The sequence below is a fragment of the Sphingobacterium ginsenosidimutans genome, from assembly GCF_039536865.1.
GTDB lineage: Bacteria > Bacteroidota > Bacteroidia > Sphingobacteriales > Sphingobacteriaceae > Sphingobacterium > Sphingobacterium detergens.
Genome location: NZ_BAAAZK010000002.1, coordinates 1,019,443 through 1,044,509 on the forward strand (window position 1 = coordinate 1,019,443; position 25,067 = coordinate 1,044,509).

At 42.6% G+C, this 25,067-nt stretch carries 20 protein-coding genes; 9 read left to right on the top strand and 11 right to left on the bottom strand.

Annotation, left to right across the window (positions count from 1 at the left end; translation table 11 throughout):
• Nucleotides 1-237: 237 nt before the first annotated feature.
• The 5 genes from ABFX33_RS04120 to ABFX33_RS04140 all read right to left on the bottom strand — a co-directional run bounded on the left by ABFX33_RS04120 (nucleotide 238) and on the right by ABFX33_RS04140 (nucleotide 6,324).
• A complete protein-coding gene (locus ABFX33_RS04120; protein ID WP_346084443.1) occupies nucleotides 238-1,329 on the bottom strand; it encodes a dipeptidase in 1,092 nt (363 codons plus the stop codon).
• 1 nt (nucleotide 1,330) lies between these two features.
• The gene (locus ABFX33_RS04125) at nucleotides 1,331-2,437 is read right to left on the bottom strand and encodes a D-TA family PLP-dependent enzyme (RefSeq protein ID WP_346084444.1); all 1,107 of its coding nucleotides are present in this window, start codon (nucleotides 2,435-2,437) and stop codon (nucleotides 1,331-1,333) included.
• Between the two features lie 10 nt (nucleotides 2,438-2,447).
• Nucleotides 2,448-2,912 carry a RidA family protein gene (locus ABFX33_RS04130; protein WP_120258327.1) on the bottom strand — a complete coding sequence of 155 codons (465 nt, stop codon included), beginning with the start codon at nucleotides 2,910-2,912 and terminating at the stop codon, nucleotides 2,448-2,450.
• Nucleotides 2,913-2,945: 33 nt separating this feature from the next.
• Nucleotides 2,946-4,274, bottom strand: a complete 1,329-nt coding sequence (locus ABFX33_RS04135) for a GntT/GntP/DsdX family permease (RefSeq protein ID WP_346084445.1) — start codon at nucleotides 4,272-4,274, stop codon at nucleotides 2,946-2,948.
• Between the two features lie 583 nt (nucleotides 4,275-4,857).
• Nucleotides 4,858-6,324, bottom strand: coding sequence for an aminoacyl-histidine dipeptidase (locus ABFX33_RS04140; RefSeq protein ID WP_346084446.1), 1,467 nt, complete (start codon nucleotides 6,322-6,324; stop codon nucleotides 4,858-4,860).
• A 127-nt stretch (nucleotides 6,325-6,451) separates the two neighbouring features.
• Between ABFX33_RS04140 and ABFX33_RS04145 the strand changes: the two genes are divergently transcribed.
• Nucleotides 6,452-7,936, top strand: a complete 1,485-nt coding sequence (locus ABFX33_RS04145; RefSeq protein ID WP_346084447.1) for a glycoside hydrolase family 130 protein — start codon at nucleotides 6,452-6,454, stop codon at nucleotides 7,934-7,936.
• Here the strand turns inward: ABFX33_RS04145 and ABFX33_RS04150 are convergent.
• Nucleotides 7,908-10,121 (bottom strand): glycosyltransferase family 4 protein, encoded by a 2,214-nt coding sequence (locus tag ABFX33_RS04150; RefSeq protein WP_346084449.1) that lies wholly within the window; start codon nucleotides 10,119-10,121, stop codon nucleotides 7,908-7,910. The genes ABFX33_RS04145 and ABFX33_RS04150 overlap by 29 nt on opposite strands.
• A 220-nt stretch (nucleotides 10,122-10,341) precedes the next feature.
• Between ABFX33_RS04150 and ABFX33_RS04155 the strand changes: the two genes are divergently transcribed.
• Nucleotides 10,342-10,929 (top strand): sugar O-acetyltransferase, encoded by a 588-nt coding sequence (locus ABFX33_RS04155; RefSeq protein WP_257089376.1) that lies wholly within the window; start codon nucleotides 10,342-10,344, stop codon nucleotides 10,927-10,929.
• A gap of 62 nt (nucleotides 10,930-10,991) precedes the next feature.
• Here ABFX33_RS04155 and ABFX33_RS04160 read toward each other — a convergent pair whose 3' ends face one another.
• From ABFX33_RS04160 to ABFX33_RS04170, 3 genes are all read right to left on the bottom strand, one after another.
• On the bottom strand, nucleotides 10,992-11,453 hold the full coding sequence (locus ABFX33_RS04160; protein ID WP_257097651.1) for a GNAT family N-acetyltransferase: 462 nt from the start codon (nucleotides 11,451-11,453) through the stop codon (nucleotides 10,992-10,994).
• Entirely contained in the window at nucleotides 11,453-12,958 is a 1,506-nt protein-coding gene (locus ABFX33_RS04165; protein ID WP_346084451.1) for an NAD(P)H-hydrate dehydratase, read from the bottom strand. Before ABFX33_RS04165 ends, ABFX33_RS04160 begins: the two co-directional genes overlap by 1 nt.
• Before the next feature lie 101 nt (nucleotides 12,959-13,059).
• Complete coding sequence (locus ABFX33_RS04170) at nucleotides 13,060-16,482, bottom strand: trifunctional glycoside hydrolase family 18/polysaccharide deacetylase/glycosyltransferase family 2 protein (RefSeq protein WP_346084452.1); 3,423 nt, start codon at nucleotides 16,480-16,482, stop codon at nucleotides 13,060-13,062.
• A gap of 163 nt (nucleotides 16,483-16,645) precedes the next feature.
• Here ABFX33_RS04170 and ABFX33_RS04175 point away from each other — a divergent pair, with 163 nt between their 5' ends.
• The 5 genes from ABFX33_RS04175 (at nucleotide 16,646) to ABFX33_RS04195 (ending at nucleotide 22,433) form a co-directional block, all read left to right on the top strand.
• The gene (locus ABFX33_RS04175) at nucleotides 16,646-17,482 is read left to right on the top strand and encodes a DUF4846 domain-containing protein (protein ID WP_346084453.1); all 837 of its coding nucleotides are present in this window, start codon (nucleotides 16,646-16,648) and stop codon (nucleotides 17,480-17,482) included.
• Between the two features lie 258 nt (nucleotides 17,483-17,740).
• On the top strand, nucleotides 17,741-18,943 hold the full coding sequence (hmpA, locus tag ABFX33_RS04180) for an NO-inducible flavohemoprotein (RefSeq protein WP_346084454.1): 1,203 nt from the start codon (nucleotides 17,741-17,743) through the stop codon (nucleotides 18,941-18,943).
• An 88-nt stretch (nucleotides 18,944-19,031) separates the two neighbouring features.
• Nucleotides 19,032-19,496 (top strand): RrF2 family transcriptional regulator, encoded by a 465-nt coding sequence (locus tag ABFX33_RS04185; protein ID WP_120258337.1) that lies wholly within the window; start codon nucleotides 19,032-19,034, stop codon nucleotides 19,494-19,496.
• A gap of 1,645 nt (nucleotides 19,497-21,141) precedes the next feature.
• Nucleotides 21,142-21,804, top strand: a complete 663-nt coding sequence (locus ABFX33_RS04190) for a hypothetical protein (RefSeq protein WP_346084455.1) — start codon at nucleotides 21,142-21,144, stop codon at nucleotides 21,802-21,804.
• An 8-nt stretch (nucleotides 21,805-21,812) separates the two neighbouring features.
• Nucleotides 21,813-22,433 (top strand): hypothetical protein, encoded by a 621-nt coding sequence (locus ABFX33_RS04195; protein ID WP_346084457.1) that lies wholly within the window; start codon nucleotides 21,813-21,815, stop codon nucleotides 22,431-22,433.
• A 42-nt stretch (nucleotides 22,434-22,475) separates the two neighbouring features.
• Here ABFX33_RS04195 and ABFX33_RS04200 read toward each other — a convergent pair whose 3' ends face one another.
• Nucleotides 22,476-22,955: an SRPBCC family protein gene (locus ABFX33_RS04200; RefSeq protein ID WP_346084458.1), complete on the bottom strand. Its 480-nt coding sequence runs from the start codon at nucleotides 22,953-22,955 to the stop codon at nucleotides 22,476-22,478.
• A gap of 117 nt (nucleotides 22,956-23,072) precedes the next feature.
• Between ABFX33_RS04200 and ABFX33_RS04205 the strand changes: the two genes are divergently transcribed.
• Nucleotides 23,073-23,582, top strand: coding sequence for a GNAT family N-acetyltransferase (locus ABFX33_RS04205; protein ID WP_346084459.1), 510 nt, complete (start codon nucleotides 23,073-23,075; stop codon nucleotides 23,580-23,582).
• The gene (locus ABFX33_RS04210; RefSeq protein WP_346084461.1) at nucleotides 23,579-24,424 is read left to right on the top strand and encodes a metallophosphoesterase; all 846 of its coding nucleotides are present in this window, start codon (nucleotides 23,579-23,581) and stop codon (nucleotides 24,422-24,424) included. Before ABFX33_RS04205 ends, ABFX33_RS04210 begins: the two co-directional genes overlap by 4 nt.
• Nucleotides 24,425-24,472: 48 nt before the next feature.
• On the opposite strand, the gene ABFX33_RS04215 is transcribed toward ABFX33_RS04210, so the two are convergent.
• Nucleotides 24,473-25,054, bottom strand: a complete 582-nt coding sequence (locus tag ABFX33_RS04215; protein WP_120258343.1) for a TetR/AcrR family transcriptional regulator — start codon at nucleotides 25,052-25,054, stop codon at nucleotides 24,473-24,475.
• Nucleotides 25,055-25,067: the final 13 nt, after the last annotated feature.

A 25,067-nucleotide genomic window follows, 5' to 3' on the forward strand; every position in this document is an offset into this window, starting at 1 on the left:
ACCATAATCTGATTTTATCTGTCCCAAATGCTTAACCTTGAAGTGACTTTACAGAAGACTACCGCCCTCTAAAGGGTTAAACCTGTGTTTTCAACGATCATTTTTTGTCAACGATCATGGCCCTAATCGCCAAAGACAAAGATGGTGATATGATGTCAGGCATCTCGATAGGATGATAGCTATCACGAACTGCCATTACTCAGGGAAGACTTTCTGCTATTCCAGTAAGACTTTCCCCTATTCCGGTAAGACATTCCGCATAAAATTCAACCAGTTCTGACTGGCGATTTTTTCAAGATCAGCGCTGCTGTATCCGCGTCCTTTCAATATCCCAAAAACCTTTTGGATATCGGCAATGGTTTCCAGATCGTAAGGACATTGTTCCCGACCAAAGGCTCCATCCAGATCACTCCCTACCCCAACATGATTGACATTGCCCGCCAACTGACAGATATGATCAATGTTATCGGCCATGATTTCCATCGAACAGTTGCTGGATTTGGGATCAGATATACCACGTACCCAGTTGGGCACCATCATCCAGGCATCTAAAGCAACGCCGATAACGGCTCCCTTCTCCACCAGAATCTTGATCATCTCATCGCTAAACTGTCGGTTGTGATCCACAAACTTCCGACAATTGTTGTGGCTGGCCCAGATTGCCCCATTGTATCTGCCCATCGCATCCCAAAAAGCATCGTCATTAAGATGTGTTGCATCTAGGATCACCCCCAATCGTTCCATTTCCTGCAATAACTGTACACCTTGCGCATTCAGTTTACCGGAGGAATCTGTTCCATTGGCATACCTCCCCGGCCCATAATGTGCTGGGCCGATCGCCCGCAAACCGTAATTGTAGGCAACTTCCACATGACTGATATCCACCAGAGAATCGGCGCCTTCCAAACTCAGCAGGTAACCGATGGGCTTATTTGAGTGATCAGTTCCCTGGGACCACAAAGCACGATGTTGATCCAAATCGCTCTTTGTTTTAATCATTTTCATATGTCCGTCAGCCTCCATGGCCTTGTACCAGGCCAACTGCCCCTGTGTCTGCGCCCAGGCCTGCTCTGCCGAGTTCCAGCCCGGCAAAGTGCTGTCCGGACGGACAAATCGTGCAATCTGCGTAGCTACAACGATACCGATATTTCCTTTACGTAGCTCCTCAAAAGTAACCGTAGCTTTTGCCCTGTCGGGCTTATCTTCCATCCCCTGCTCCCTTCGGTTCAATTCCTGAATGGGTAGCCGGAGATCTCTATTCCACTCCATGGCATTCATGCTCAAATCTAAGTGAGCATCAACCACAAAAGGCATTTCAAATTCGTACATATCAATAATTTATCTTTTTACCTCGTGCAAGCACCTTCCATACCTGATCCACAACTGCATTGTTGACCACCTGCAATTCGTCGTAACAGGCAACTGTAGGACAAATATGCCGCGGCACACAATACAGTTCATCACCTATCTTAAAGTCGGCGCTGTCCCTGACTTCAACGACCAGATGTTCTTCACTCTGCATTTTGATCTCACCGATCCGCTGATCAAAAAATTTGACACGGGGCTGCGGCGATTCGCTGGCAACAGACTTGTAGCCAAGATCCAGGCAGAGATGCTTGTGATCTACAATGGAAACAACACGTGTCAGCAACACAGCGGCAACTAAAAAGTCCTGTTCGGCATAATTTTCGGCGTAACCAAAATCCCAAAACACGAATGTCCCCGGACTGCATTCTACATCACTGCGCTCGGCATGAAACGGAAAACTGGGCGATCCGCCGATGACCTTCGTTAATGGAATAGTCGTGGAAACCTGCGCCATGACATAAGCCATTTCGAGCACACTGTAAGCCTTTTGACTTTGTTGCTCACGTACTTTGTCATCTTTATCGTGGATATGGCCATCGTAGCCGTGTACACCGACCAGTTGAATTCCATCCAATAGTTGGATGTCTAACACAAGGCGCTCTATCTGTGCAAGAGAAGCTCCAGTACGCCCCATACCAACGTTTACATCGATATAAACTGCGATAGGTCGCCCTTTTTCCGCCCCGCATGCAGATAGCTGTAATGCAGAATCGGCATTATCGACCAGACAGGCATAATGTGTGTCGGGGAAAGCTTCAATCAACTGCAGCAAACGATCAATCTTGGGTCCCACAGGCTGATAAGCCAATAGCACATCCTTTGCCCCTGCAATACCCAACAATTCGGCTTCAGCAATAGTTGCACATTTGAATTTGCTGATCCCGCGCTCCAGCATCAGCTGACAGACCTCCTGACATTTATTGGTTTTGATATGTGGCCGTAAACGATCCACACGGCCGTCCACAAACTTCAGTGCGCGGTCTATATTCCGAACGATACGATCTGGATACACCAGCAATGCCGGTGTATCTACCTGATCGACATTTTGTACCCGATACCAAGTTTCCATGATCAGTTCGTTAATATAATTCGAATAGCGCTTCGATTTCGACAGGGATATTATCCGGTAAAGAGCCGAAACCAACTGCACTCCGTGTACCGATTCCATTTTCTTCGCCCCAAACCGCAGCAAACAATTCACTACAGCCATTGATTACCCCAGGGTGGTATAAGAAATCGGAGGTACAGTTGACCATACCCAATACCTTAATAACCCGTTTAATTTTATTTAATGACCCCAAATTGGTTTTGATCGTCGATAACATCGTCAAGCCTACCTGTCTGGCCGCAAGTTTCCCTTCCTCCGGGCTGATATCACTACCAATCCGTCCTATAATCAGGGAAGCATCATCCTGTACCGGCCCATGTCCAGAAAGATAAAGATACTTTCCATCAATAACATATGGTTTATAGACACCTTTAGGTGCTGGCGCTGGTGGTAATGTCAAACCTAATTTCTCAAATTGTTCATCTGCGTTGTACATCGTGAATGATTTTAAAGTTTAAAAATATAATAGCTAATATAAAATTATTTGCAATAGCAAAACAGCAACCAATCCGACGATGGAAACAATTGCTTCCATAATCGACCAGGAGAATAAGGTATCCTTGATGCTCAGGCCAAAATACTCCTTAAACAACCAGAAGCCCGCATCGTTGACATGGGAAAACATAAGACTTCCCGCCCCGATTGCCAAAACCATCAGATTGGGGTCAACCTTGCCCGCTGTAACAATGGGTAATAAAACTCCCGCAGCGGTCAATGCGGCAACTGTTGCTGACCCCACACAACCTCTGATGACCGCAGTAATTAACCATGCTAACAGCAAAGGTGAAATAGGAAGTTGCTGTAAGGTATTGGCCAATAAAAGGCTCACACCACTATCCTCCATGACTTGTTTGAAAACTCCAGATCCGGCAATAATCAATAAGATCATCGCAATATCCTTGACTGCTGACTCATAGATCGACATGACTTTGACCATCGAACGGCCAAGTTTCAATCCCAATAAGTAGGTGGCCACAACGATCGCAATGACCATGACCACTGTTGTGCTGCCGATAAATTTCAACCAGCGCTGTACGTTGGCATCGTCGGTATGGTATATATAAGGTATAAGGGTAAATAAGATAATCAATAGGACGGGTAACAAGGCAACGACCAAACTGGTACCAACCGTAGGCTGCTTGTATTCCTGTTGATCGACTGTTTTTTCCTGCCGGAAGATTGATTCTTGACTCGGGAGCATATTCCGTAGTGATCGGCCAAAAATAGGACCACCTAATATGATAGCGGGAATGGCAATCAGAAGACCATATATCAGTGTCAGTCCCATATCCGCATGAAAAAGTGCGACCAGCGCAACTGGTGATGGATGTGGGGGAATAAATCCATGGGTGACCGATAATGCAGCCAGCATGGGCAGCCCAATATATACGGCCGGAAGCTTGTATCGATAAGAAATCGAAAAAATCAGCGGTACCAGCAGCACGAAACCAACCCCGTAAAACAACGGGATGCCGACAACAAAACCGGTCAGCATCAGACCCCACTGCAGGTATTTCTCCCCCATCAGCCGAACCATCTGCACAGCGATAATTTCAGCAGCGCCACTTTCGGCAACAATCTTGCCCAACATGGCCCCCAGCACAATAATCAAGGTCAGGCTTCCCATAACCCCTGCAATACCTTTTTCAATGGTACCGACCAGTTGATCCGGCGCAATACCCAAGCACAGTCCGCTGAGAATAGAAACGAATAAAAAAGAAAGAAACGCATTAATCTTAAAATAAGTAATACATAGGATGAGCAAACAAATGCTGATTACAATGAGGATTATGGTCATTATATCAATATTAGGTACACCCCTCAATCGAGAGGTTTAATAAAATTTTGGTCTAGTAAATCATTTTTTCATCCTGAAAATACAATTATTTTTCGTTTTCTGCAAGGAAAGTGAAAAATAATTGAAAATATCGCCATATACGACTGTAACAACAGCCGCTGTTTTTTTAAAGCATCGAATATTGCAACTACTCACCTACTTGGGACGATGAAAAAACGTGGGACGATGAAAAAACGAAGGTAATTTTTTCAAATGCGTAAGACAAAATATTACGTTAACTTCTAATATTTAAGAGATAGACACGTAAAAGACAGACTCGCTAAAAAAATGGAGCCCCATTGAATGAAAAAGAAAACAGTATGGCTATAATCTGAATCTGCAGGGTTTGGGAAATCCTCGCAGCGATAGCGAAAAAGGACTACCTAAGAGAAAGCATCCCAAGAAAAAGGCTGTCCAAATTATTGAACTGTACCCGCAGATTTAGTTTAAAAACCTATGTAGTATAGTTCAACTTTTCAAACAGCCCTTTGTATATTGATTCGATGATCTAAGTTGCTAATGCAGCAAAAAAAGAACAGCGACCTTACTTACGTGGGATCTCTTTTAGAATTTCGAGCACAAAACTCCAATATTTCTGAACAGAAGATATCGAAGCGCGTTCTGCCGGTGAGTGCGCCCCCAATATCGTTGGACCAAAAGAAATCATATCCATACCGGGATAATTGGTTCCCAATATACCACATTCCAATCCAGCGTGACAGGCCACAACTTCTGGAGCCTCCCCGTGTTGTTTTGTATAAATGGATTTAAGCACCTCTAAAATTTCTGAATTTGGGTTGGGTGCCCATCCCGGATAATTTCCGGAGAATGCCACATCAAAGCCTCCTAATTCAAAGGCTGCCTGCAATGAATAGGCTAGATCAAACTTGGACGTTTCAACCGAAGATCTGGTCAAACATTTGATCGCAATCTGCTCCGATCCGACCTCAACTTTAGCGATATTATTGGAAGTTTCAACAAGATCCTCGAAATCTGCACTCACCCGATATACACCATTCAACGCCGCATAAACGCAATTAATTAAATTCTCCTGTACAAGGACAGGAACAACTGTTGTCCATACTGCTTCCGTTGGTTCCACCAAGATTTCCATAACCGGTTCAGTCGTCGCAAACTCGATTTTGATAGCCTGTGCCAGTTGTGTTAATGCCTCAACAAAAGCTGCCGATTTATCTTTGGCAACAACAACCTTAGCCACACTCTCCCTTGGGATTGCATTACGAAGGCTTCCACCCAATAACGATGCAATGCGTAAGCCATAGCGCTCATTTGCCTTAAACAGTAGACGGTTCATCACCTTATTCGCATTTGCAAAGCCCTTATGGATATCCATACCTGAATGTCCGCCATGCAAACCTTTTACCGTAAGTTCAAAAGATACGGTATCCGAAGGACAGGCTTCTGCAACATAGGATTGTGTTGCCGTAACATCAATACCGCCCGCACAACCGATGTCTATCTCATTGTCATTTTCAGTATCAAGGTTCAATAGGATCTCGCCTGACAACACACCACCTTTTAATCCCAAAGCCCCAGTCATTCCAGTCTCTTCATCAATGGTAAACAAAGCTTCAATCGCTGGATGAACAATTGTTGTCGATTCTAAAATAGACATGATCGTAGCCACCCCCAGTCCATTATCCGCTCCCAAAGTAGTTCCTTCGGCTTTTACCCAGTCACCATCGACATACATTTTAATACCCTCATTGTCAAAGTCAAAAACGGTATCGTTATTCTTTTGGTGGACCATATCCAAGTGCGATTGCAGCACCACAGTTTTGCGATCTTCCATTCCCGCACTTGCCGGTTTCTTGATCAGCACATTACCTATTTCATCTACACTGGTTGCTAAGCCCAGTTTTTTTCCGAAATCTACCATAAATGCAATCACACGCTCTTCTTTTTTCGAAGCCCGTGGAACAGCATTTAAAGCAGCAAAATTTTTCCAAATTGCTTTTGGTTCTAATTTATCTAAACTATTTTCCGCCATATCTAAAAATTTGTACCCGTCAAAGTTACTCCATTTTTATAATATATCCCCCTTTATCGGAAGCTTATAAAAACAAAAACCCTTCGCTGATCGTTCTTATAAGAGTGTAAACTTGAAAAATACTGACATGCACAAACCCGTAAAAGTAGAGCGAAAAGACATTTATTTCAAACCGGATAAGAAAAGGGTACTGGCAAGGTTCTTCTCTCTCGGTGAGGAGCGTACCATCAAGGTCATCAAACGTGCACTGGAACTGACCGAATCTGAGCGTAAAGAGGTTTTTGGCCAGGTTCTTCGGAGCTACACAAAAAGACATCGTAGTATTATCAATATTTTCGAACGTAATTTTGAGCGTGTGAGTTACTTACTGGAAAAAATCCCTTTTCCAAAAGAAAAACTCAGCCAATTGGACAAACTACTGATCGGCTCTTACTTTACGATGGAGTATTCCATTGAATCGGCGGCCCTTTTTAATCCCTCCATCGTAGAACACCCGGATCAGACCGAGCTCTTTAAGGGCGAAAAACGGGTGATACTCAGCTTTCGGGCCACTGGTGAAGGCCATGTATCCTCGATTGTATTTCGGGCCGGAACACTTGATCTGGACAATAATATTCACATAGATTACATCGGTAATTTGTTGGATAAACCTATTCAGGTCAAAAACCACCGTTACCATAAAGAATCTTTCTTAAAGAAGATGAACGAGCTTCATGCCGAACCTACTGAAGTCAAGACGAAACTTGAGGAGAAATTAACAGCAACATTTACCTATGAAGAACTCAAACGCTATATTGACGAGGTCAGGCAGGACAGTGAGGAAAATCTAGAAAACATCACTTTTCTGCAGCAGGCACTGTGGCTTGCCTCATCGCATTATGAAATGACCTTTTCGCTGGACACCTCCATTTCCGAACGTGTGATCTTTCCGATTGCGGACACCGAAAAAAGAGGGATTGAAGATGCCCGTTTCGTGCAATTCAAAGATGAAAAGGGCGAAAGTGTCTACTATGCCACCTATACGGCTTACGACGGTTTTAGTATCCTCCCTAAGCTTTTGACCACGAAGGATTTCTATCACTTTAAAGTGAAACCGATCTATGGGGAGATCGCCAATAAAGGCGCGGCGCTCTTTCCCCGAAAAATCAACGGACGATACGCGATGCTCTGTCGGATAGACGGTGAAAACAACTATATTGCTTATTCACATAACATTAATATCTGGCAAGAAACCGCCATACGTATCCAACAACCCGAATATGCATATGAATTTGTGCAGATAGGCAATTGTGGTTCACCGATAGAAACACAATATGGCTGGCTGATTTTGACCCATGCTGTCGGACCGATGCGCGAATATGTCCTCGGCGCCGCCCTACTGGATCTGGATAACCCGCATGTAGAAATAGGCCGCCTGCATAGCCCTTTGATGACCCCAAATGATGAAGAGCGCGAAGGTTATGTACCGAATGTTATTTATTCCTGTGGTGCACTGGTTCATAACGAACAGCTTATTTTGCCCTATGCGATGTCCGACTATGCATCGACTTATGCAACCATCAATCTGGAAGAACTCCTACTCGCTATTTTGAATCCTGAGCGCTATCAATAAAGGCCCGGTAAACCACGATATATGCGAGGTAAAAACAGAGTGTACTTTCAGCCCCTTGATTTCGGTTGATTCCATAGGATTCAAGGCCATCACAGCATCCCTTGGTCTCCTCATCATACAAGCCTAGTTTCAAGTCATTCTCACCTAAAAACCAGCGGAAGGATGCGATCATACGGGCAAAATATACTTTTTTGTTGGTGAGTCTAAAGGCCTCACGGTACATAAACACCATAGCTGTGACATCGAGGGGCTGCTGGCCAAATTTGCTGATATGCTTTCCCTGTTTTGCCCATTCCTGATTCCCAACCAAAGAAAGACCTCCGTTCTGAACAGTAATACCCTCCAGGAATGTCAAGGTCAGCAAGCCTAATTGCTTCACAGCCTCATCATTCAGAAATGGATAGGCCGTCAATAACGCATAGGGCAAAATGGCATTGTCATAAGCCAGTACCGGTTCAAACCATTGCCAACTGTCGTCCGAGCTCGCCTCATATTCTTTGATCAACTTTCCGATCAGCTCCCGCATTAGTTCGACCATAACTTCGTCATTCGACTGGTGACGCAAATACTCCGCAATTCCGAGTATGGTATAGGCAATAGCACGGTTTGACCGCAACTGCTTAAAATGTGGTACGGATCTGAAAAACAACTCATGTCCCAACTGATAATAACTTGTCAATTTCGTTTCCCGAAGGAGTACACCCAAAGCCCAGACCGTTCGACCAAAAGAATCTTCAGACCCCACTTCATCCAGGAAATTATGCTGAAAACTCATGAAATTATGAAACAATCCGTCTTCGCGCTGATGATAATAGATATAACTCAAATAAGTTGAGATACGACGATCATGCCGTTTGTCCGCAAAGTCAGGCTGAGCCAATAGCGTCACCAATAAGGCCCGCGCATTATCGTCCAGGCAATAACCTTCCTTATAATTAGGCAGTGAGTATGTCGCATGTTGCAGTATACCGACCTGGTTGGTCAGGCGATCAATATGCTTCCAGCTGAATTTGGGCATTTCATCTTTGGAAAATGTCACGTTTTCCTTAAAGCCATCAAGCGAAGGAACTACTTTATCCAAAAGTCGGGAATAGCGGAGCCCGATATTCCGCCAGGTCATTTCTTTACCAAAGACACGGGCATTGTCCCGCAGCGTCATGCGATATTCCTGATTGCTAAATAGAGCTGCCAAGGTCGTTGCCATTAATGCTGGATTCTTAAATTCGACCAGTACCCCCCGCCCATCAGCCAATAACTCCTTGGCATGCCAATATGGAGTAGATACCACTGCTGCTCCTGCTCCAATGGCATACGACAATGTGCCGCTGGTGATCTGGGCTTCATTGACATAGGGAGTGACATACACATCACAGGCAGATAAATAGGTCACTAGATCGGACTGGCTCACAAAAGAATTGACAAATTGGACATGATCTTCCAAATGGTATGCATCGACCATACTCTTTAGGTATTCACGGTATTCTTCCCCGGAATGGGCAAGCACATTGGGGTGTGTCTTGCCAACAATCAAATAAATAAGATCGGGTTCGTTTTTAACGACCGCAGCAAGTGACTCGATAACTGTTTCGATTCCCTTATTGCGCCCTATAAACCCGAAAGTCAGTAAAATCTTTTTCCCGGAAAATCCCTTTTTCTCTTTTGCTTCCTCCTGAGTAAGATGAAATTCGGGCACACCATGATGGATGAGCCTAACTTTTGCCGTATTGATCCGATAGACAGATTTCAATAGTGTAATTGCATAATTACTCATGACAACAACAATCGAAGCCCGTTTGACTATTTCAATTAAAATTGCTTTTTCATCTACATTTGGCTTTTCCAGAATGGTATGTAAATTGACCAACAAAGGAATATGGAGTGCATTGATAAGCGAAAGAATATACATACCGCTATTTCCGCCAAAAATACCATATTCGTGTTCCAGGATAACGCAATCGTAACCGTTATTGTTGATGTAGTCGGCAGCCGCGATATAGGAAAGCTGATGCTGTTGATCTATGGTGAAAACCACCTCTCCAGGATAAGCATAGTCGCGGTCCGCAACGGCAATAACGTGCTGGGTCAAATCCTGGTTGTGTAAGGCCACAGCATGTAACAGATCCGAGGTGAAGGTGGCAATCCCACATTCTTTTGGTAGGTAAGTACTGATATAAGCGATTTTCATTGAAATGATTGTTTTTGAATAAAAGCCTTTTGTAAGGGCAATAGCATTCGTGTGTTCCATTATCTAAATGCTTTTCAACAGCAAATTGTTTGTAAAGAGTATGTTATTTAATCCGGAAGGAGTAAATTTCGTGGATAAATGGCTTCCTTAAATTTTATACGCCCATATGGAGCCTGAAAAACTTCCTGTATATTTGCGCCAGATCAAAAATATTGACTGAATGAAATCACCCAAGGAGAAAATGATTGCGGGCATCCCTTATATTGATACGGATGGACAGCTATTTAAGGAAAGACAATATACAAAGGAAGAACTCAAACGATTCAATGACTCCGAACCGAAACAGATCAAATTCAGAAAGCAGATCATCCAAAAGCTATTTAAAGCGACCGGTACCCGTTTCTTTTTGGAACCACCATTCCGTTGCGATTACGGTTACAATATTTCAATAGGTGAAAACTTTTACAGCAATTACAATTGTACCATTTTGGATGGGGCTCCGGTGACAATCGGTGAAAACGTATTGTTTGGTCCGAACGTCAGCCTTTTCACCGCTGGTCATCCGATTTATTTTGAAACAAGAAATCAAGGCTGGGAATTTTCAGCACCCATTGTCATTGAAGATAACGTATGGATCGGTGGTCAGGTCATTGTTAACCCGGGTGTCCGTATCGGCAGAAATGCGGTGATCGGATCGGGTTCGGTGGTGACTAAAGATATTCCGGCAGATGTCGTTGCCGCTGGAAATCCATGTCGTATCATCCGGCCGATTACAGCGGCAGACCGTATTGATTATACAAGCATTTAGACGGTATAAAGATATCGTTTACTAGCAAAACAAGGTCATCATGTACCTGATGATCGTTGTTTTTAGATACTTCGCCATGCGTAGCGGACATGATTTGCATTATTCTCAACATCTCGTTGCAGACAATGCGAGCTTGAGGGCAATCGGTCCGGCTTACCTGATTCTTTCATCATGACAAATCCATTTCGTATCCAAAAATGATGCTGCTCCGAAGTCGCCCGAACAAAAAGACTACGACCTTCAACTGTTTTAACAAATTGGAGTGCATAACGAAGTAGCGCGCTACCTGCCCCCTGTTTTCTAAAATCGGGGTGAACGGCAAAATAAAGAATCTCATAATCCCCTTCCGAGCACAGCAAGGTAAGTATACCAACAACCTCGTCACCACTATAAGCTGCGAAATGAGCCGCTTCAAAATCCCCATCAAGCATGACCTCCGACAGTTGCCCTTTGGCACTGAACACCTCCTTTCGGAGCTTCCAGGTGCGAGCCGCAAATACCTGTTCAATATACCAATCTGTCATCACTGTATTTCAAGTTCTAAAAATGCCGCTGGAAGGTAACTAATAATGTCTGAAGGCAATAAGGAATAAACGCCAATCGAAGGTACCGCAATATCAGCTGCCCTTCCGTGAACGTATACTCCCATAATCAGTGCTTCCCGGGAGGAATAGCCCTGACCGATCAAAGCTGTCAATATCCCTGTCAAGATATCTCCGCTGCCACCCGTCGCCATTCCTACATTGCCGGTGCTATTGAAATAAATTACTCCTTCAGGTGTAACCATCGCACTGTTGGCTCCTTTGATCAAAACGCACAACTGGTATTGTGCTGCAAAGGCCTTCACCTTATCCATCTTTTCGAAATCATTTTGCCAAGTTCCCAGTAATCGACTTAATTCTTTGGGATGTGGAGTCAATATACTTTGTTTCGGAACGAACTGCCATAGCTCAGGTTCTTGCGCCAAGATATTCAATGCATCAGCATCTAATACCAATGGGGTATCAAGACCCTGCGCGATAAACACCTTAAAAGCATCAATCGTAGATTGGGCTGTCCCCATACCAATGCCGATACCGATGGATTGAAAGCTATGTATATCGGGAAACTGTGTGATCAGATCGTCGTCGGTGTCATTAATTACCATCGCTTCGGGGACGGTAGTTTGTATACTTGTATAGCCACAGGATGGTATGTAAGCAGAAGCTAAACCACAGCCCGCACGCAAAGCAGCCTTTAAGGCCAATTGTACAGCGCCCATCTTACCCCTACTCCCACCGACGATCAGACTATGCCCGAAGGTTCCTTTGTGATCAAATTTATTTCGTTTCCGATAGAACGACCTAAGCAAAGCTGAATCGACATAGTGAAAAGCAGTATCAACCTGATCAAAGGCCGTTGAGCTCAGCCCAATATCCAATACGCGAAATGCTTTGACCCGAAATCTATTCTCAGGCATTAACAGTCCCAATTTAGGGGACTGAAACGTATACACCAGATCTGCCTCCACCACGGGTGAATTCTGGGGTGTAGTTTCGTCACTTAAAAGACCTGAAGGCATATCTATCGCATAGCGTGGTCCATCACAATGATTGATGGCTGCGATGAGATTCCGCCAATCTTCCTTCAATGGGTATTTCAAACCGTAGCCAAAAAGGCAGTCCAACACAATTGCCCCTTCAGGAATATGAACCTGACTTTCAGTACTGATTTTTTGGATAAGATGAGCAGGAAACCGGTTTTGGTTTGCTAAGTTATCCGCTGAATAATCCGGCGTATCAATTAAATAAACGCTGACATCAGCTTGCTGTTGATCCAGGAGCCTAGCCAGCACCAGTCCATCGCCACCATTATTGCCTTTACCACAAAAAATACAAAAAGAGTGCTGCTCCAAGCTTGGATGCTGTTGCTTGATTGCTTCAAAAACAGCTGTCGCTGCCCGCTCCATCAAGTCAAGACTACTGATCCTCTCATCTTGCATCGTTTGCCTATCCACCCAGCTCATCTGGGCTGCCGAAAGTATTTTCATGTTTATCTTCCTTTTTTAGCGAATCATGTCTACTCGACTATGAAAACAGATTCTCCCGTTCTAAATTACTTAGAAAATGGGGTACCGCCAAGATCTAGTCCCTATTCGCTGACCGTTACCTCCCGCACTCCCCCAGTTCGCTTCAATGTACCCCAGGTATTCAATTCACCTTTAATGGCTTTTCTGACCGATTTGAATAGCACAAAATACATCAGTTGCCGCCAGAAAAAACGCTGCGGAAACAGGTAGATTAAATTTTTCATTTTCTCACCTTCCATCCGAAAAGCAATCCCGGCAAAGAAAATATCCACGAATACAAATAAAAAGTAATAAAACATGACCTGACCAAAACCATTATGCAAGGAGAACAAACCGGCGAGCCCTGTCCAGCTGATTCCATTGACTTCGCTCAGCGAAAACAGGCCACTGATCAAGGAAAACAGCATAAATAGATCTGCCAATGGCGCAAATAAGGGCAGGATAATCTGAAAAATCAAGATATTGGGCATACCGACCATACCAAAATATCCGTATCGGGGGTTTAACAAGGTATTCTTATTTTTCCAGAAGCTTTGCAGCACGCCAAAACTCCAGCGGAAGCGTTGCTTGAAAAGCATTTTTACAGTATCGGGAGCTTCGGTGAATGCAACCGCTTCTGCCGAGTTGCGTACGGTATAGCCGGCTTTCAGTATACGCATGGTCAGATCACAGTCTTCGGCCAATGTATCTGTTGTAAACCCACCGACTTCCAAAATGACGGATCGCCGAAAAGCGCCGATTGCACCGGGAACGACCGAAATCATATTGAGCAGATCAAAAGCCCTTCTATCCATATTCTGCGAAGTGATATATTCTATAGCTTGCCAATGGGTCAACATATTGTGTACATTACCGACTTTCACACTACCGGCAACCGCAGCCACCTGATCTTTATTGAAATACTTCATCAACATCCGCAAAGCGTCAGTCTTCAACTGCGTATCTGCATCTATACAGAGTACAAAAGCCGCATCGGACTGTTGGATGCCATAATTCAGCGCCGAGGCTTTACCGCCGTTGGGTTTTGTAAACAACCTGACCTTTGGGTGGTCGCCATAGACCTTGCTCACAATTTCGAAGGTTTTATCTTTGGATCCGTCATCAACAAAAATCAGTTCATAGGCTGGGTAATCGAGATGAAGCAGGCTTTTGATCGTTGCCAAAACGGTCACCTCCTCATTATAGGCTGGAATAATAATACTGACCTTTTCCTGTGGATCCGATATCAATTCCGATTGTTCCTTCCTATTTTTTCTTTTTTGTCGTATGGCCAGATAGGCAATCATGACTGTACGGAAGATCGCCAATACAATCGCTAGTGAGAAAATCAGGTTAAGAAAGATATTTCCGTAAAACAGTGTTCCTAAAAAAAGTCGATTGGATGATCCGCTGAACCCCGAATCCGATGCATTTTCCACGGGTGGCATTAGCTCATCGCGTTTCTTACCCATAAGGTCTCCGATCGTCGCAAATTTATAACCATGCGCTTTGAAATAATGAATAATACGGGGTAGTGCCTCAATAGTAGCCTCCCGATTACCGCCAGCATCATGCAGCAGGATAATATTACCATTATCACGTTGTTTTACAACTTCATTATAAATTTCATCCGCAGTACGACCGGGAAGCCAGTCATTGGGATCAATATACTCACCGACATTAATATAGTTTTCCTTTCGGCTCTGGGCGACCGGAAGAATTTCAGCGACAGTCTGCGGTTCGGCATCAGCATTAAACGGTGCACGGAACAGAATCGTGCTATGCCCAGTAATACATTCAATGATCTTCCGGGTTGCATTTAACTCAAATTTGACCCGATTGGGACCTATCGTTGACATATCGGGATGGAAAAAAGTATGGTTCCCAAGTTCATGCCCCTGCTGATATTCTTTACGTACCAGATCCATATTTTTTTCGGCCATAACCCCCACAAGAAAAAATGCTGCCGGAACATGCTCTCTTTTTAAAATATCCAAAACCTCGGGTGTGTAGGTAGGATCAGGGCCATCATCAAAAGTCAATACGACGGTGTTGTCCCTTTCGCCAAAACGCTTAATCACATAATTGCTTGGCGTCTTGACATATTGTTGATCCTCAATCAAACCATTAGCCGGATTGTATGCAAATTTTACCAATCCTGGCTCGGGACTATTCACCAAATCCAGAATCTCACCATCACCAATATATTGTATCCCCCCGACCTTGATCTTACTTATTTTTTCAAAATCAAAAGGCTCCTTGGCCAAATGATCATGATCCAAAGATCTCGAGATAAAGGACCATAAACGGGCATCTTCACTTCCCAACCGCCAAAGTGCTATACCCGCCAATCCCCAATCGTCAGCTTTACGGATCAAATTGAAGTAGGTGGCTGCATCCGTGAAATAGACATCATGGCGCATGCCAGTGCCATCCTTGTAACTAAAATTAAGATTCGCTGACTCCCGATCGAACCGAATGTTTGCATTGTAATTATGTGCCAGGATAACGGCATTATCATAGGTCAGGGTCTTGCCCACTTTTCCAACGGGCCAATCGTATCCATAACAGGCCAATGCCAAAATCACTTTATCCGCATCCACCTTACTGCACAGCTCATCCAGGTTCTTTTCGACCCAAGCCTGGTGGGAAATCGCACCGGCATTACTTTCGATGGAATGCTGATCATAGGCCATTAAAATGATGTAATCATTGTATTTTTGTAGCGAAATGGGATCATAATCATCATTTTCGGGTGAAATATCCTGTGAAACCAGCAAACCTTCGCTATGAAAAACCTGATAGATTCGCGCCATAAAATCGTTCAAAGGTTTACGGTCATCCAGTTGAAGGTTTTCAAAGTCGATATTGATACCTGAAAAACCATTCCGCTTTATTTTGATTAAAATATCATCAATAAAACGTTGCTGTTTTGCTGGATCTGAAAGTATTGTCCGTACAGTCTGTCCGTCAAAGTCATTACCGCTGAAATTGGAAATTTGGGCAATTGCTTTCCGTTTATATTGATGGATCACATTCAGGGCAGCGGTATCGGCTTTATCGACAATGGTATCCTGACCGGGCACCGTAAAAAAGGACTCCATGGCAACCATATCCAGATGTCCTATGTTTCGCCTGAGGTCTGACAAAGATTGCTGACGAACCTCATTGGACCAGGAACTCACATAAAAGCCCATGTTAATCCTATTTTTATTGCCAAGATGCTTCATATGTTTCAGCTCCCGGTCGCGTTTAATCTTTTCAAGTTCCGATCTGACGACCGTAAACTCCTTAAACTGTTTCGAGTTTTTCAACTTTGCGGTAGACTTTGCCGTCAAAGGTGCATTTGTATTGATTGTTGGAAATGGAGGCACCTGGATCTTGCCCAGGGTATAGACAACACATACGATGGCTACGACCATTCCAATAATCAGTGCCCTGCTCATCCATGAAAAAGCGTACCAACGCTTTTTGCTCGACGTCTGAAAAATCTGTTTTTCTGACATAAAATATTGCGATTAACTTCGGCTAAGCTACATCAGAAAATGATCCAAAACACTCATCTTCAGCTTAAAAATTTCTTAATTTTACAGGACTACTCAACCTGGGCACTCTGCCGAATTTTGACTATCTTAGTAAGATCGGTAACACTGACTTAAAAACTCTGATATGACAACAACATACCTGCTATTATCCATGCTATCCTTACAAGCTCTTATCGGCTGCGGACAGTCTAATTCAGCAGTATCCCAACCGAAATCCAAAGACCTAACTGTGGAGACCAACAATCCTGACGGGAGACAGTTTATTGATCCAAAGGGAATGACTGTCAAATCAAGAATCTTATTGCCCGCAGGTTTTGAAAGACTCAGCTACACGTCGAAAGATTTCGGTAGTTTTCTCGAAAACCTTCCCTTATACCCCATTGATCATGAGGTACGTTATTATAACGGAAAAATTAAGCCCCGAAACAACATCTATAATAGCGTTATAAAACTCGATATTGGCAAACGCGACCTGCATCAATGTGCCGACGCGGTCATGCGATTAAGGGCAGATTACCTCTACCAGCAAAAGAGATATCAGGACATTAGATTCAATTTTCTCTCCGATGGCAAACCACGCACCTATACAGATTATGCCAAAGGAGACTATTCGTATCCAAAATACTGGAAGTATATGGAGTATATTTTTGCCTATGCCAACACGGCTTCTTTGCACGATGAGCTTCCTAATGTAAAATCGTCCACAACTGTCAAAATCGGAGACACTTTTATACAGAAAGGCTCCCCCATTGGCCATGCGATTATCGTCGTTGATCTTGCAAAAAATAAGGAAGGCAAAACAATTGGATTACTTGCCCAAAGCTATATGCCTGCGCAGGAAATACAGCTATTGAACAATTGGAACAATGCAGCGTTAAGCCCTTGGTACGATATTGACAAAGATGTGATCAATACCCCAGAATGGACTTTTTATTCCCGTAACCTGAAAACCTGGAAATAGTGTCATCATCCTGAAAATTCTTTCAGCACTTCTTGAACAATAAAACCGAATTACGGTCTACATAGTTCTATGATTTTGTGAGTAAATTAAATAAAAGATATTTTTGTCTTTTATTTAATTTTACTATTTTTGCTTACGATAGTCATTTGCAAATGTACCCTATCAAGGAGTAGTAACAACCTCTAAAAGAGGTAAAATCACATTTCATTCCTTTTTTTTATTAAAATAAAAGACAAAAAGGTATTTAAATATTTTATTATGATTACCGAAACACAAAAAGATTTAATCAAAGGCACTATACCCGTTTTGAAGGAGCACGGTGTTGCGCTAACCAGCCATTTTTACAAACGCATGTTTACGCACAATCCTGAGCTCAAGCATATATTCAATATGGGGAATCAGCAAAATGCAAAACAGCAAACAGCATTGGCCACCGCTGTATTGGCTTATGCGGAGCATATTGATAATCCAAGTGTACTATTATCCGCTGTCAAACACATCGGACAAAAACACAGTAGTCTCAATATTCGTCCTGAACATTATCAGATTGTTGGCAAGCACCTATTGGCTTCCATCCAGGAGGTATTGGGCGATGCTGCTACAGATGAGCTCATCGAAGCATGGAAAGTTGCCTACTTTCAATTGGCCGACCTGATGATCGGTATCGAAAAAGAGATGTACGACCAAATGGTCCAAAACGAAGGTGGCTGGACAGGTTGGAAACCTTTTAACATCGTTAAAATCGTTTCGGAGACCGAAGAAATCCAGTCGATTTACTTAGCTCCGACTGATGGCGGTCAACTTCCAAAACATACTGCCGGCCAATATGTAAGTGTACGTGTGTATCTACCTGAGCTTCAACTCTACCAGCCGCGGCAATACAGCCTATCCGACGCCAGTAATGGTCAGTACCTTCGTATTTCTGTTAAAAAAGAAACTCCCCTGGGAAAACCGGAAGGCATGGTCAGCAACTACTTACATCAATACTTTCAGCAGGGAAAACAGCTGGAATTGACAGCACCTACGGGCTCCTTTAACCTGATTGAGAACGAGCATCCACATGTGTTTATCAGCGGCGGAGTCGGTCAGACTCCGTTGATGGCCATGCTGGAACAACTTATCAAGGCAAAGGGTCAAAATGCGGTGACATGGATTCATGGCTGTAGAAATAGTGATTTACACGCATTTAAAGACAGACTTAGGACACTTGAGACACAACATGAGCATATCAGATGCTTCTCATTTTACGATGAACTCCAGGAAGGCAACAGCGACAATCTCCCGGGCTGGGTAGATCTGGCTAAAATCGATTCGGATCATCTGCCACAAAAAGCCAATTACTACTTGTGCGGCCCCTCAGGTTTTATAGAAAAACACTTCAAGTATCTGACAGGCCAAGGTATCCAAACCGAGCATATTCATTTTGAAGAGTTTGGACCAGCTTCCCTACAGCTCAACTAGGCAGCAGTGATAGCCATCCGTAAATTTTCCATGGATTGCGGATGGCTATTCTTGATTTTGTACCTTTGTGGAAAAGCAAGAATAGATTATGGGTATTTTCTCCAAAACATGCGAATATGGTCTTCGCGCAGTTTTTTTTATCGCACAGAGTTCACAAGAAAACAAACGTGTCGGCATAAAGGAAATCGCCGAAAATATCCATTCTCCAGAGGCCTTTCTCGGAAAAATCTTGCAAAATTTAAGTCGTGCCGGTATTATTCGTTCTATGAAAGGACCTGGTGGCGGGTTCTATCTGGATGCATCCGATATGTCTACCCCTTTGTCAGATGTAGTTAAAGCAATTGATGGAGAGAACCTTTTTGTGGGCTGTGGAATGGGGCTGGAGTTCTGCTCAGAACAGTATCCTTGTCCGCTACATCATGAGTTTAAAAGTATTCGCAATAGCCTATCGGAGATGCTTCAAAATACAACTGTTGGCCAATTCAATGATGACCTTATAAAAGGAAAAATCCTGCTGACAAAATCCAAAATTACGCCAGACCAGGACAACTAAAGCGCCACTCAAAAGTGGACGACATAGGTCCAAAATAACATATTTTTCACCCCATAATGGATGCCTTCCCAGGATTCCAGTTGCTGCTGCAGTCTTTAACGCCCTATCTTTATTGAGATTTCTTATCATAAATAAAAAAAACAAATAAACTTCATAATTATATTGATATAAAGCAATTTAAAAAAACTAAAAAACCAACAAACCAGTATTCGATCTCTTTTTGATCTTATAGGTATAACAGCAGGTACTGAAGCCCCCTCTCCCTAAAAAGAACAACTAAAAAGAATTCCCTCACACCATTACCTACCTTCCAATACCGTCTGCATTAAATAGCTGTAAACGATACGTTAATCAAGAATAAGTCTGTGAATGAGTAGGTCAATTTGCGAAAAAATGCTAAAATAACAGGGTTCAAAAGCGCATTTCTTATGGGTTAAAACCACATAGACCATGCGCATTATTGGTCAAAATAGTATTCTTACATAATTTTCACCCATTTGCACAAAATTTACAAAAATACATTATATTATCATTTAAAATAGAACACTTTACAAACATCACATAAATAAAAAAATAACCTATAAAACACAGTAAAAACTACGGTTTTCGACTAAAAAAAGGTATGGATAAAATTCTATCCACACCTTTTTCTTCAATACAACAACCTCCCCTACATCGCGTCAATCTAAAATGTCATTTTTCAAAAGCTGTATATTTCTACTACACTTTGCTTGCTTGCTTGCTTGCTTGCTTCAGACAAAACACCTTTCACAATTTCCAAACGAAGGGAACAAACGATCATTAGCAGCTATCCGTCAGCATGCATCACAGCCACCCTTTATCTAACCGCATTTTTAAGCGACACAAGCCCTTTGCAGACAACAAGAGCAGCAAGACATGGCTCAAATCAAAAGATGTCTTAAAAACCATAAAAAACAGATCTAATCCAAAACAGCTAGCACGGACCAAACGATCATCACCAGCTATCAGCCAGCATGCATCACAACCACCCTTTATTTAACCACATTTTTAAGCGACACAAGCCCTTTGCAGACAACAAGAGCAGCAAGACATAGCTCAAACCAAAAGATGTCTTAAAAGCCATAAAAAATGGATATACTCCAATCAGCTTGTACAGAGCAAACGATCATCAGCAGCTTCCCACCAGCATAGGTCATAACCAACTTTCATCTAACCGCATTTTTAAGCGACATGAGCCCTTTGCAGACAACAAGAGCAGCAAGACATGGCTCAAACCAAAAGATATCTTAAAAGACATAAAAAATGGATATACTCCAATCAGTTTGCACAGTGCAAACGATCATCAGCAGCTATCCATCAGCTTGTGTTGCCCTTACGCTAACGATATTTTATAAGTGGTACAAGAAGTGGTACAAGCGCTTCATGTGTAGTACCACCAGATTTACCACATGAAAAAACAGCCAGGAAATAATTAAAAAAGACAAAACAAACTATTCTTCAGTAAAATAACACCATCTAAATAAACAGAAAAATCACATCTAAAAAACACAATCCAAATCGTAAAGTCCAAAAAAAAGTGAAAACTACAGCAGAAACTTTAAACACAGAAACATCCAAACAATCTTACTTCTTGTTATCTTTGCTGTACTACATAATTCATTATATGCATAATTATTCCGCTGAAGACAGTTTATTTATACAGATCGAGATTAAGAAAATAAGAAAAGCCCGTAATAACGCGATCTCTTTCATTATGGCAATCTTTCTCATTTCCTTTGTCATCTTGTTATATGTTTTTTCGGACCGATGGCTGAACACTCCAGACAAGCGGACTGTTTACCATAGCCCCACCATATCTCTTTACACAATATTCCTATTCCCTACCATACTATTTACTGGATTAAGTTGGGCCTTGTCTATCAAAAACCAAAAATATATTAGCGTACTACAGCAGCTCGACAGCCACGACTTAGATATCTATCGACGATACACAAGCGTACTTGCTCAGCGATATGCAGCCATTGCGCTCTACATTTTCTGTAAAAATGAACTTATATTCTTTCCTTTTTTTGGAAGTAAAAAGATTCCAATCAATCAGATCAAACGTATAGAAACAAAATATGTCCATAATTATCGCTCCACTTACAGCTACCACATCTATTTTTATAACGATGCTACAAAAATCTATCAGACAACAATGCACCAAATAGCTGCCTTCGATTTTCTACAGAAACAGCTTCTGGAGGAAAATCCAAATCTAACGATCATCGCACGGAACCAGATACCCTCGTATTTGAGAACAAAAGACAAGCCTACACACTATTAATTTATTATATGGAAAGTTATTCGTCCACGAACAGTTCATTTTTACAAACGGAGATAAGGAAAATCTGCAAAGTCCGCAATGCCATTATTGGACTATTTATAGCGATGTTTCTTTTTTGCTATGGCTTCTTCTTCTATGTTTTTTTGGATAAGTGGACAGCTGCTTCAGATAAACTGACATTTTTTTACAAGTCCCTCCCACTCCTAAGTACATTGTTCGTCTATTTCGGCGTATTATTTGGCGGGCTCAGCTGGGTCGTTTACGCCAAAAATCAAAAATTTATTATTGCCCTACGAGGTCTCAATAGCCGTGATCTTGATATTTATCAGCGGTACACCCGAAGACTTGTCCGCATCTATGCAACTATTGCGCCGTACCTTTTTCAGGAGCATGAACTTGTATTTTTTCCTTTTTTTGGAAGTAAAAAAATTCCGATCAGTCGGATTCACCGTATAGAGACCAAGATTATTCTGAACCACCGTGGCCCGAATAGTTTTCGCATCTATTTTTACAATGAATTCTCCAAGATTCATCAGGTGACAATGAACCAAAGAGGTGCATTCGATTTTCTACAGGAACAGCTTTTAGAAGAAAACCCGAACCTCAGCATCATTGCGAGAAACTATTAAACTCCTCACACACAGGCTACATGTAAAAAGCAATCCTCCACCCTACCCTTCGAGATAACGGCTATAATCTCCTGACTCGGCAACCAGCTTGATGATATGGTTACGTTCTTCGAGAAACCTTCTCATATACTGTGTAAGGAAAGACCATTCGGCAAACCGCCCCAAAGGACCCAGGGGCGCCCTAAAATTAAACACATCCCGCATCAGCACCGCACCATCAGCCTGCTCTTCGAAAAGATGCTGATGTTCCATCGACTGAAATACCCCCTGTATCATTTTATCTTCGAAAAAATAGGGTTTTTCCATTTTTGTGATCCGCACCGTCAACGTTTGATATACACCCAGATGTTTTGCCCGCCACTGGACGGTCTTTCCGGCTTCGATCAGTCCACTGGTCACACCTGCGATCGCCTTCTCGTTTGTCTTCCCAGTCGAATACATATGTAAGTCTATACTGCGGGCCAAATCAAAAACTATCTCTATTGGTGCATTTACAGTGGTGTCTAATACAAGTGTTGGCATAAAATCTTGCTATCGGTGAATTCGGAACAAATTTCGTAAAAAACACGAATTTCTTAGGAAAGAGTCTAACAATTATCTAATTTAACCCTCCAATCTAATATCAATAACAAGAAGGCTATGATCACATTACTTCCATTTGAAGAAGCTGACTTCGACCGCTTCAAATCCTGGATCAGATCTCCAGAAGAACTCCTGCAGTTCGCAGGTCCATATTTTTCATTTCCAGTGACTGACGAACAATTAAAAAAGTATATTAACGATCCCCAACGCCGTCCCTATAAAATTGTCAGTACAGAAACACAAAACGTTATTGGGCATTGTGAATTGAACTTTGAAAGAAGTATACCACGATTATCCCGCATATTGATTGCTGACAATACCGAAAGAAATAAGGGCTATGGTAAGAAAACTATCAATGCGATGCTGAAACTGCTCTTTGTTGATAACACTTACGATCAAGCGGATTTAAACGTTTATGACTGGAACACGAACGCAATAAAATGTTATGAGGGTGTAGGGTTTCAGATCAATGAAGGCGCCACAACTGAAACGTCAATCGGCAATGAAACCTGGAAGGGCCTGAATATGCAAATCACCAAATCAAACTGGCTAGCCAAAACACAATGAAGAAGAAACGTTTTTTAAAAAAAGCCTTTATTACCCTGACCTTGGCCGCTGCTCTGCTCGGTTATTATGCCTGGCAGATCGAACCACATTGGGTCAAATTCGAACAGCTAAAACTCCCTATAAAAAACCTCCCTAGCAACCTTGAAGGGAAAACGCTCGTTCAGATTTCGGACATCCACATCGGCGACTATGTCAGTAAAGATTTTATCAAAAACAACTTCGCGAAAGTTGGTATAACACATCCGGACATTATTGTTTACACAGGCGATTTTGTCCGATTGGTCCACAATGCCCTCCCACTCGCTGATCTCGACGAAGTCATGCAATTAGCACCAAAAGGAAAACTACAGACATTGGCCACCCTGGGAAATCATGATTATGGAAGAGCCTTTAAAGACAGTACTGCAGCGGATTCAATCACTACACTGCTAAAAAAGTATGATATTACTGTTTTAAGAAACGAAAGTGTGAATATAAATGGTCTACAGCTCTATGGTATGGACGACTATTGGGGAACAAACTTTGACCCTGTAAAAACTATGCAGAACTACAACCGCAACCAAGCGAGCCTTGTCCTCTGCCACAACCCTGATGTTGCTGATCTGGATGTATGGAATGGCTATGAAGGGTGGATTTTATCAGGCCATACACATGCCGGGCAGGTGCGGATCCCATTTTGGGGTTCACCGATTATCCCCGTATCGAACAAAAACTACGATCAGGGTATTAAAAAACTTTCTGGAAACCGAACCCTCTACATCAACAGGGGCCTCGGTCATAGTATCCCCGTCCGCTTTAATGCACGACCTGAAATAACCATTTTCACCTTAACAAAGGACTAAGATCGGAGATACGGTCATGTTTAATGCTTCAATAAACACCCTATGGAATTAAATGAGGTATGGATAAAAAGCAACCGCTATTGTTTGTCGATAGTCTTCCAGCGCATCCGATTCAAATCGACCGCCCAATACCGCAAAACTCGAATACCAGAAATCTGATATAATAAAAATCTGACGTACAAAACCCTTCAGAATGGCTATTGGTATATCCTGTCTAAACATTCCCAATTTGGAGTAGTGCTCAAAGAGAGAAATAAACTGCTCCTCACGTCGTGCAACAAGAGTCCGATAAGCATCCCCAATAGCGGGTATCCAAGTACAGATCTCGACGAAATTGACAAAAATAAACTTATACTTATTGATCAACAGATAAGAGCCCTCCGTAAATTCCTGCAACAACTCCTGAAATGTGGTATCTTTCTGATCAAATAAAACCACCATTTCGTCATAGTCCCGCTGGAGCTGCTCAAAAATAGTAAAGATAATATCTTCTGTATGTTTGAAGTGATAATGGAGATTGCCAGCACTAATACCCATTTCCTGCGCAATCTGTCGTGTCGTAACAGTACGTATTCCCTCCCGATTATATACCCCTAACGCTGCCACTACAATTTTTTCTTTCGTATTCATGACACAAAATTAG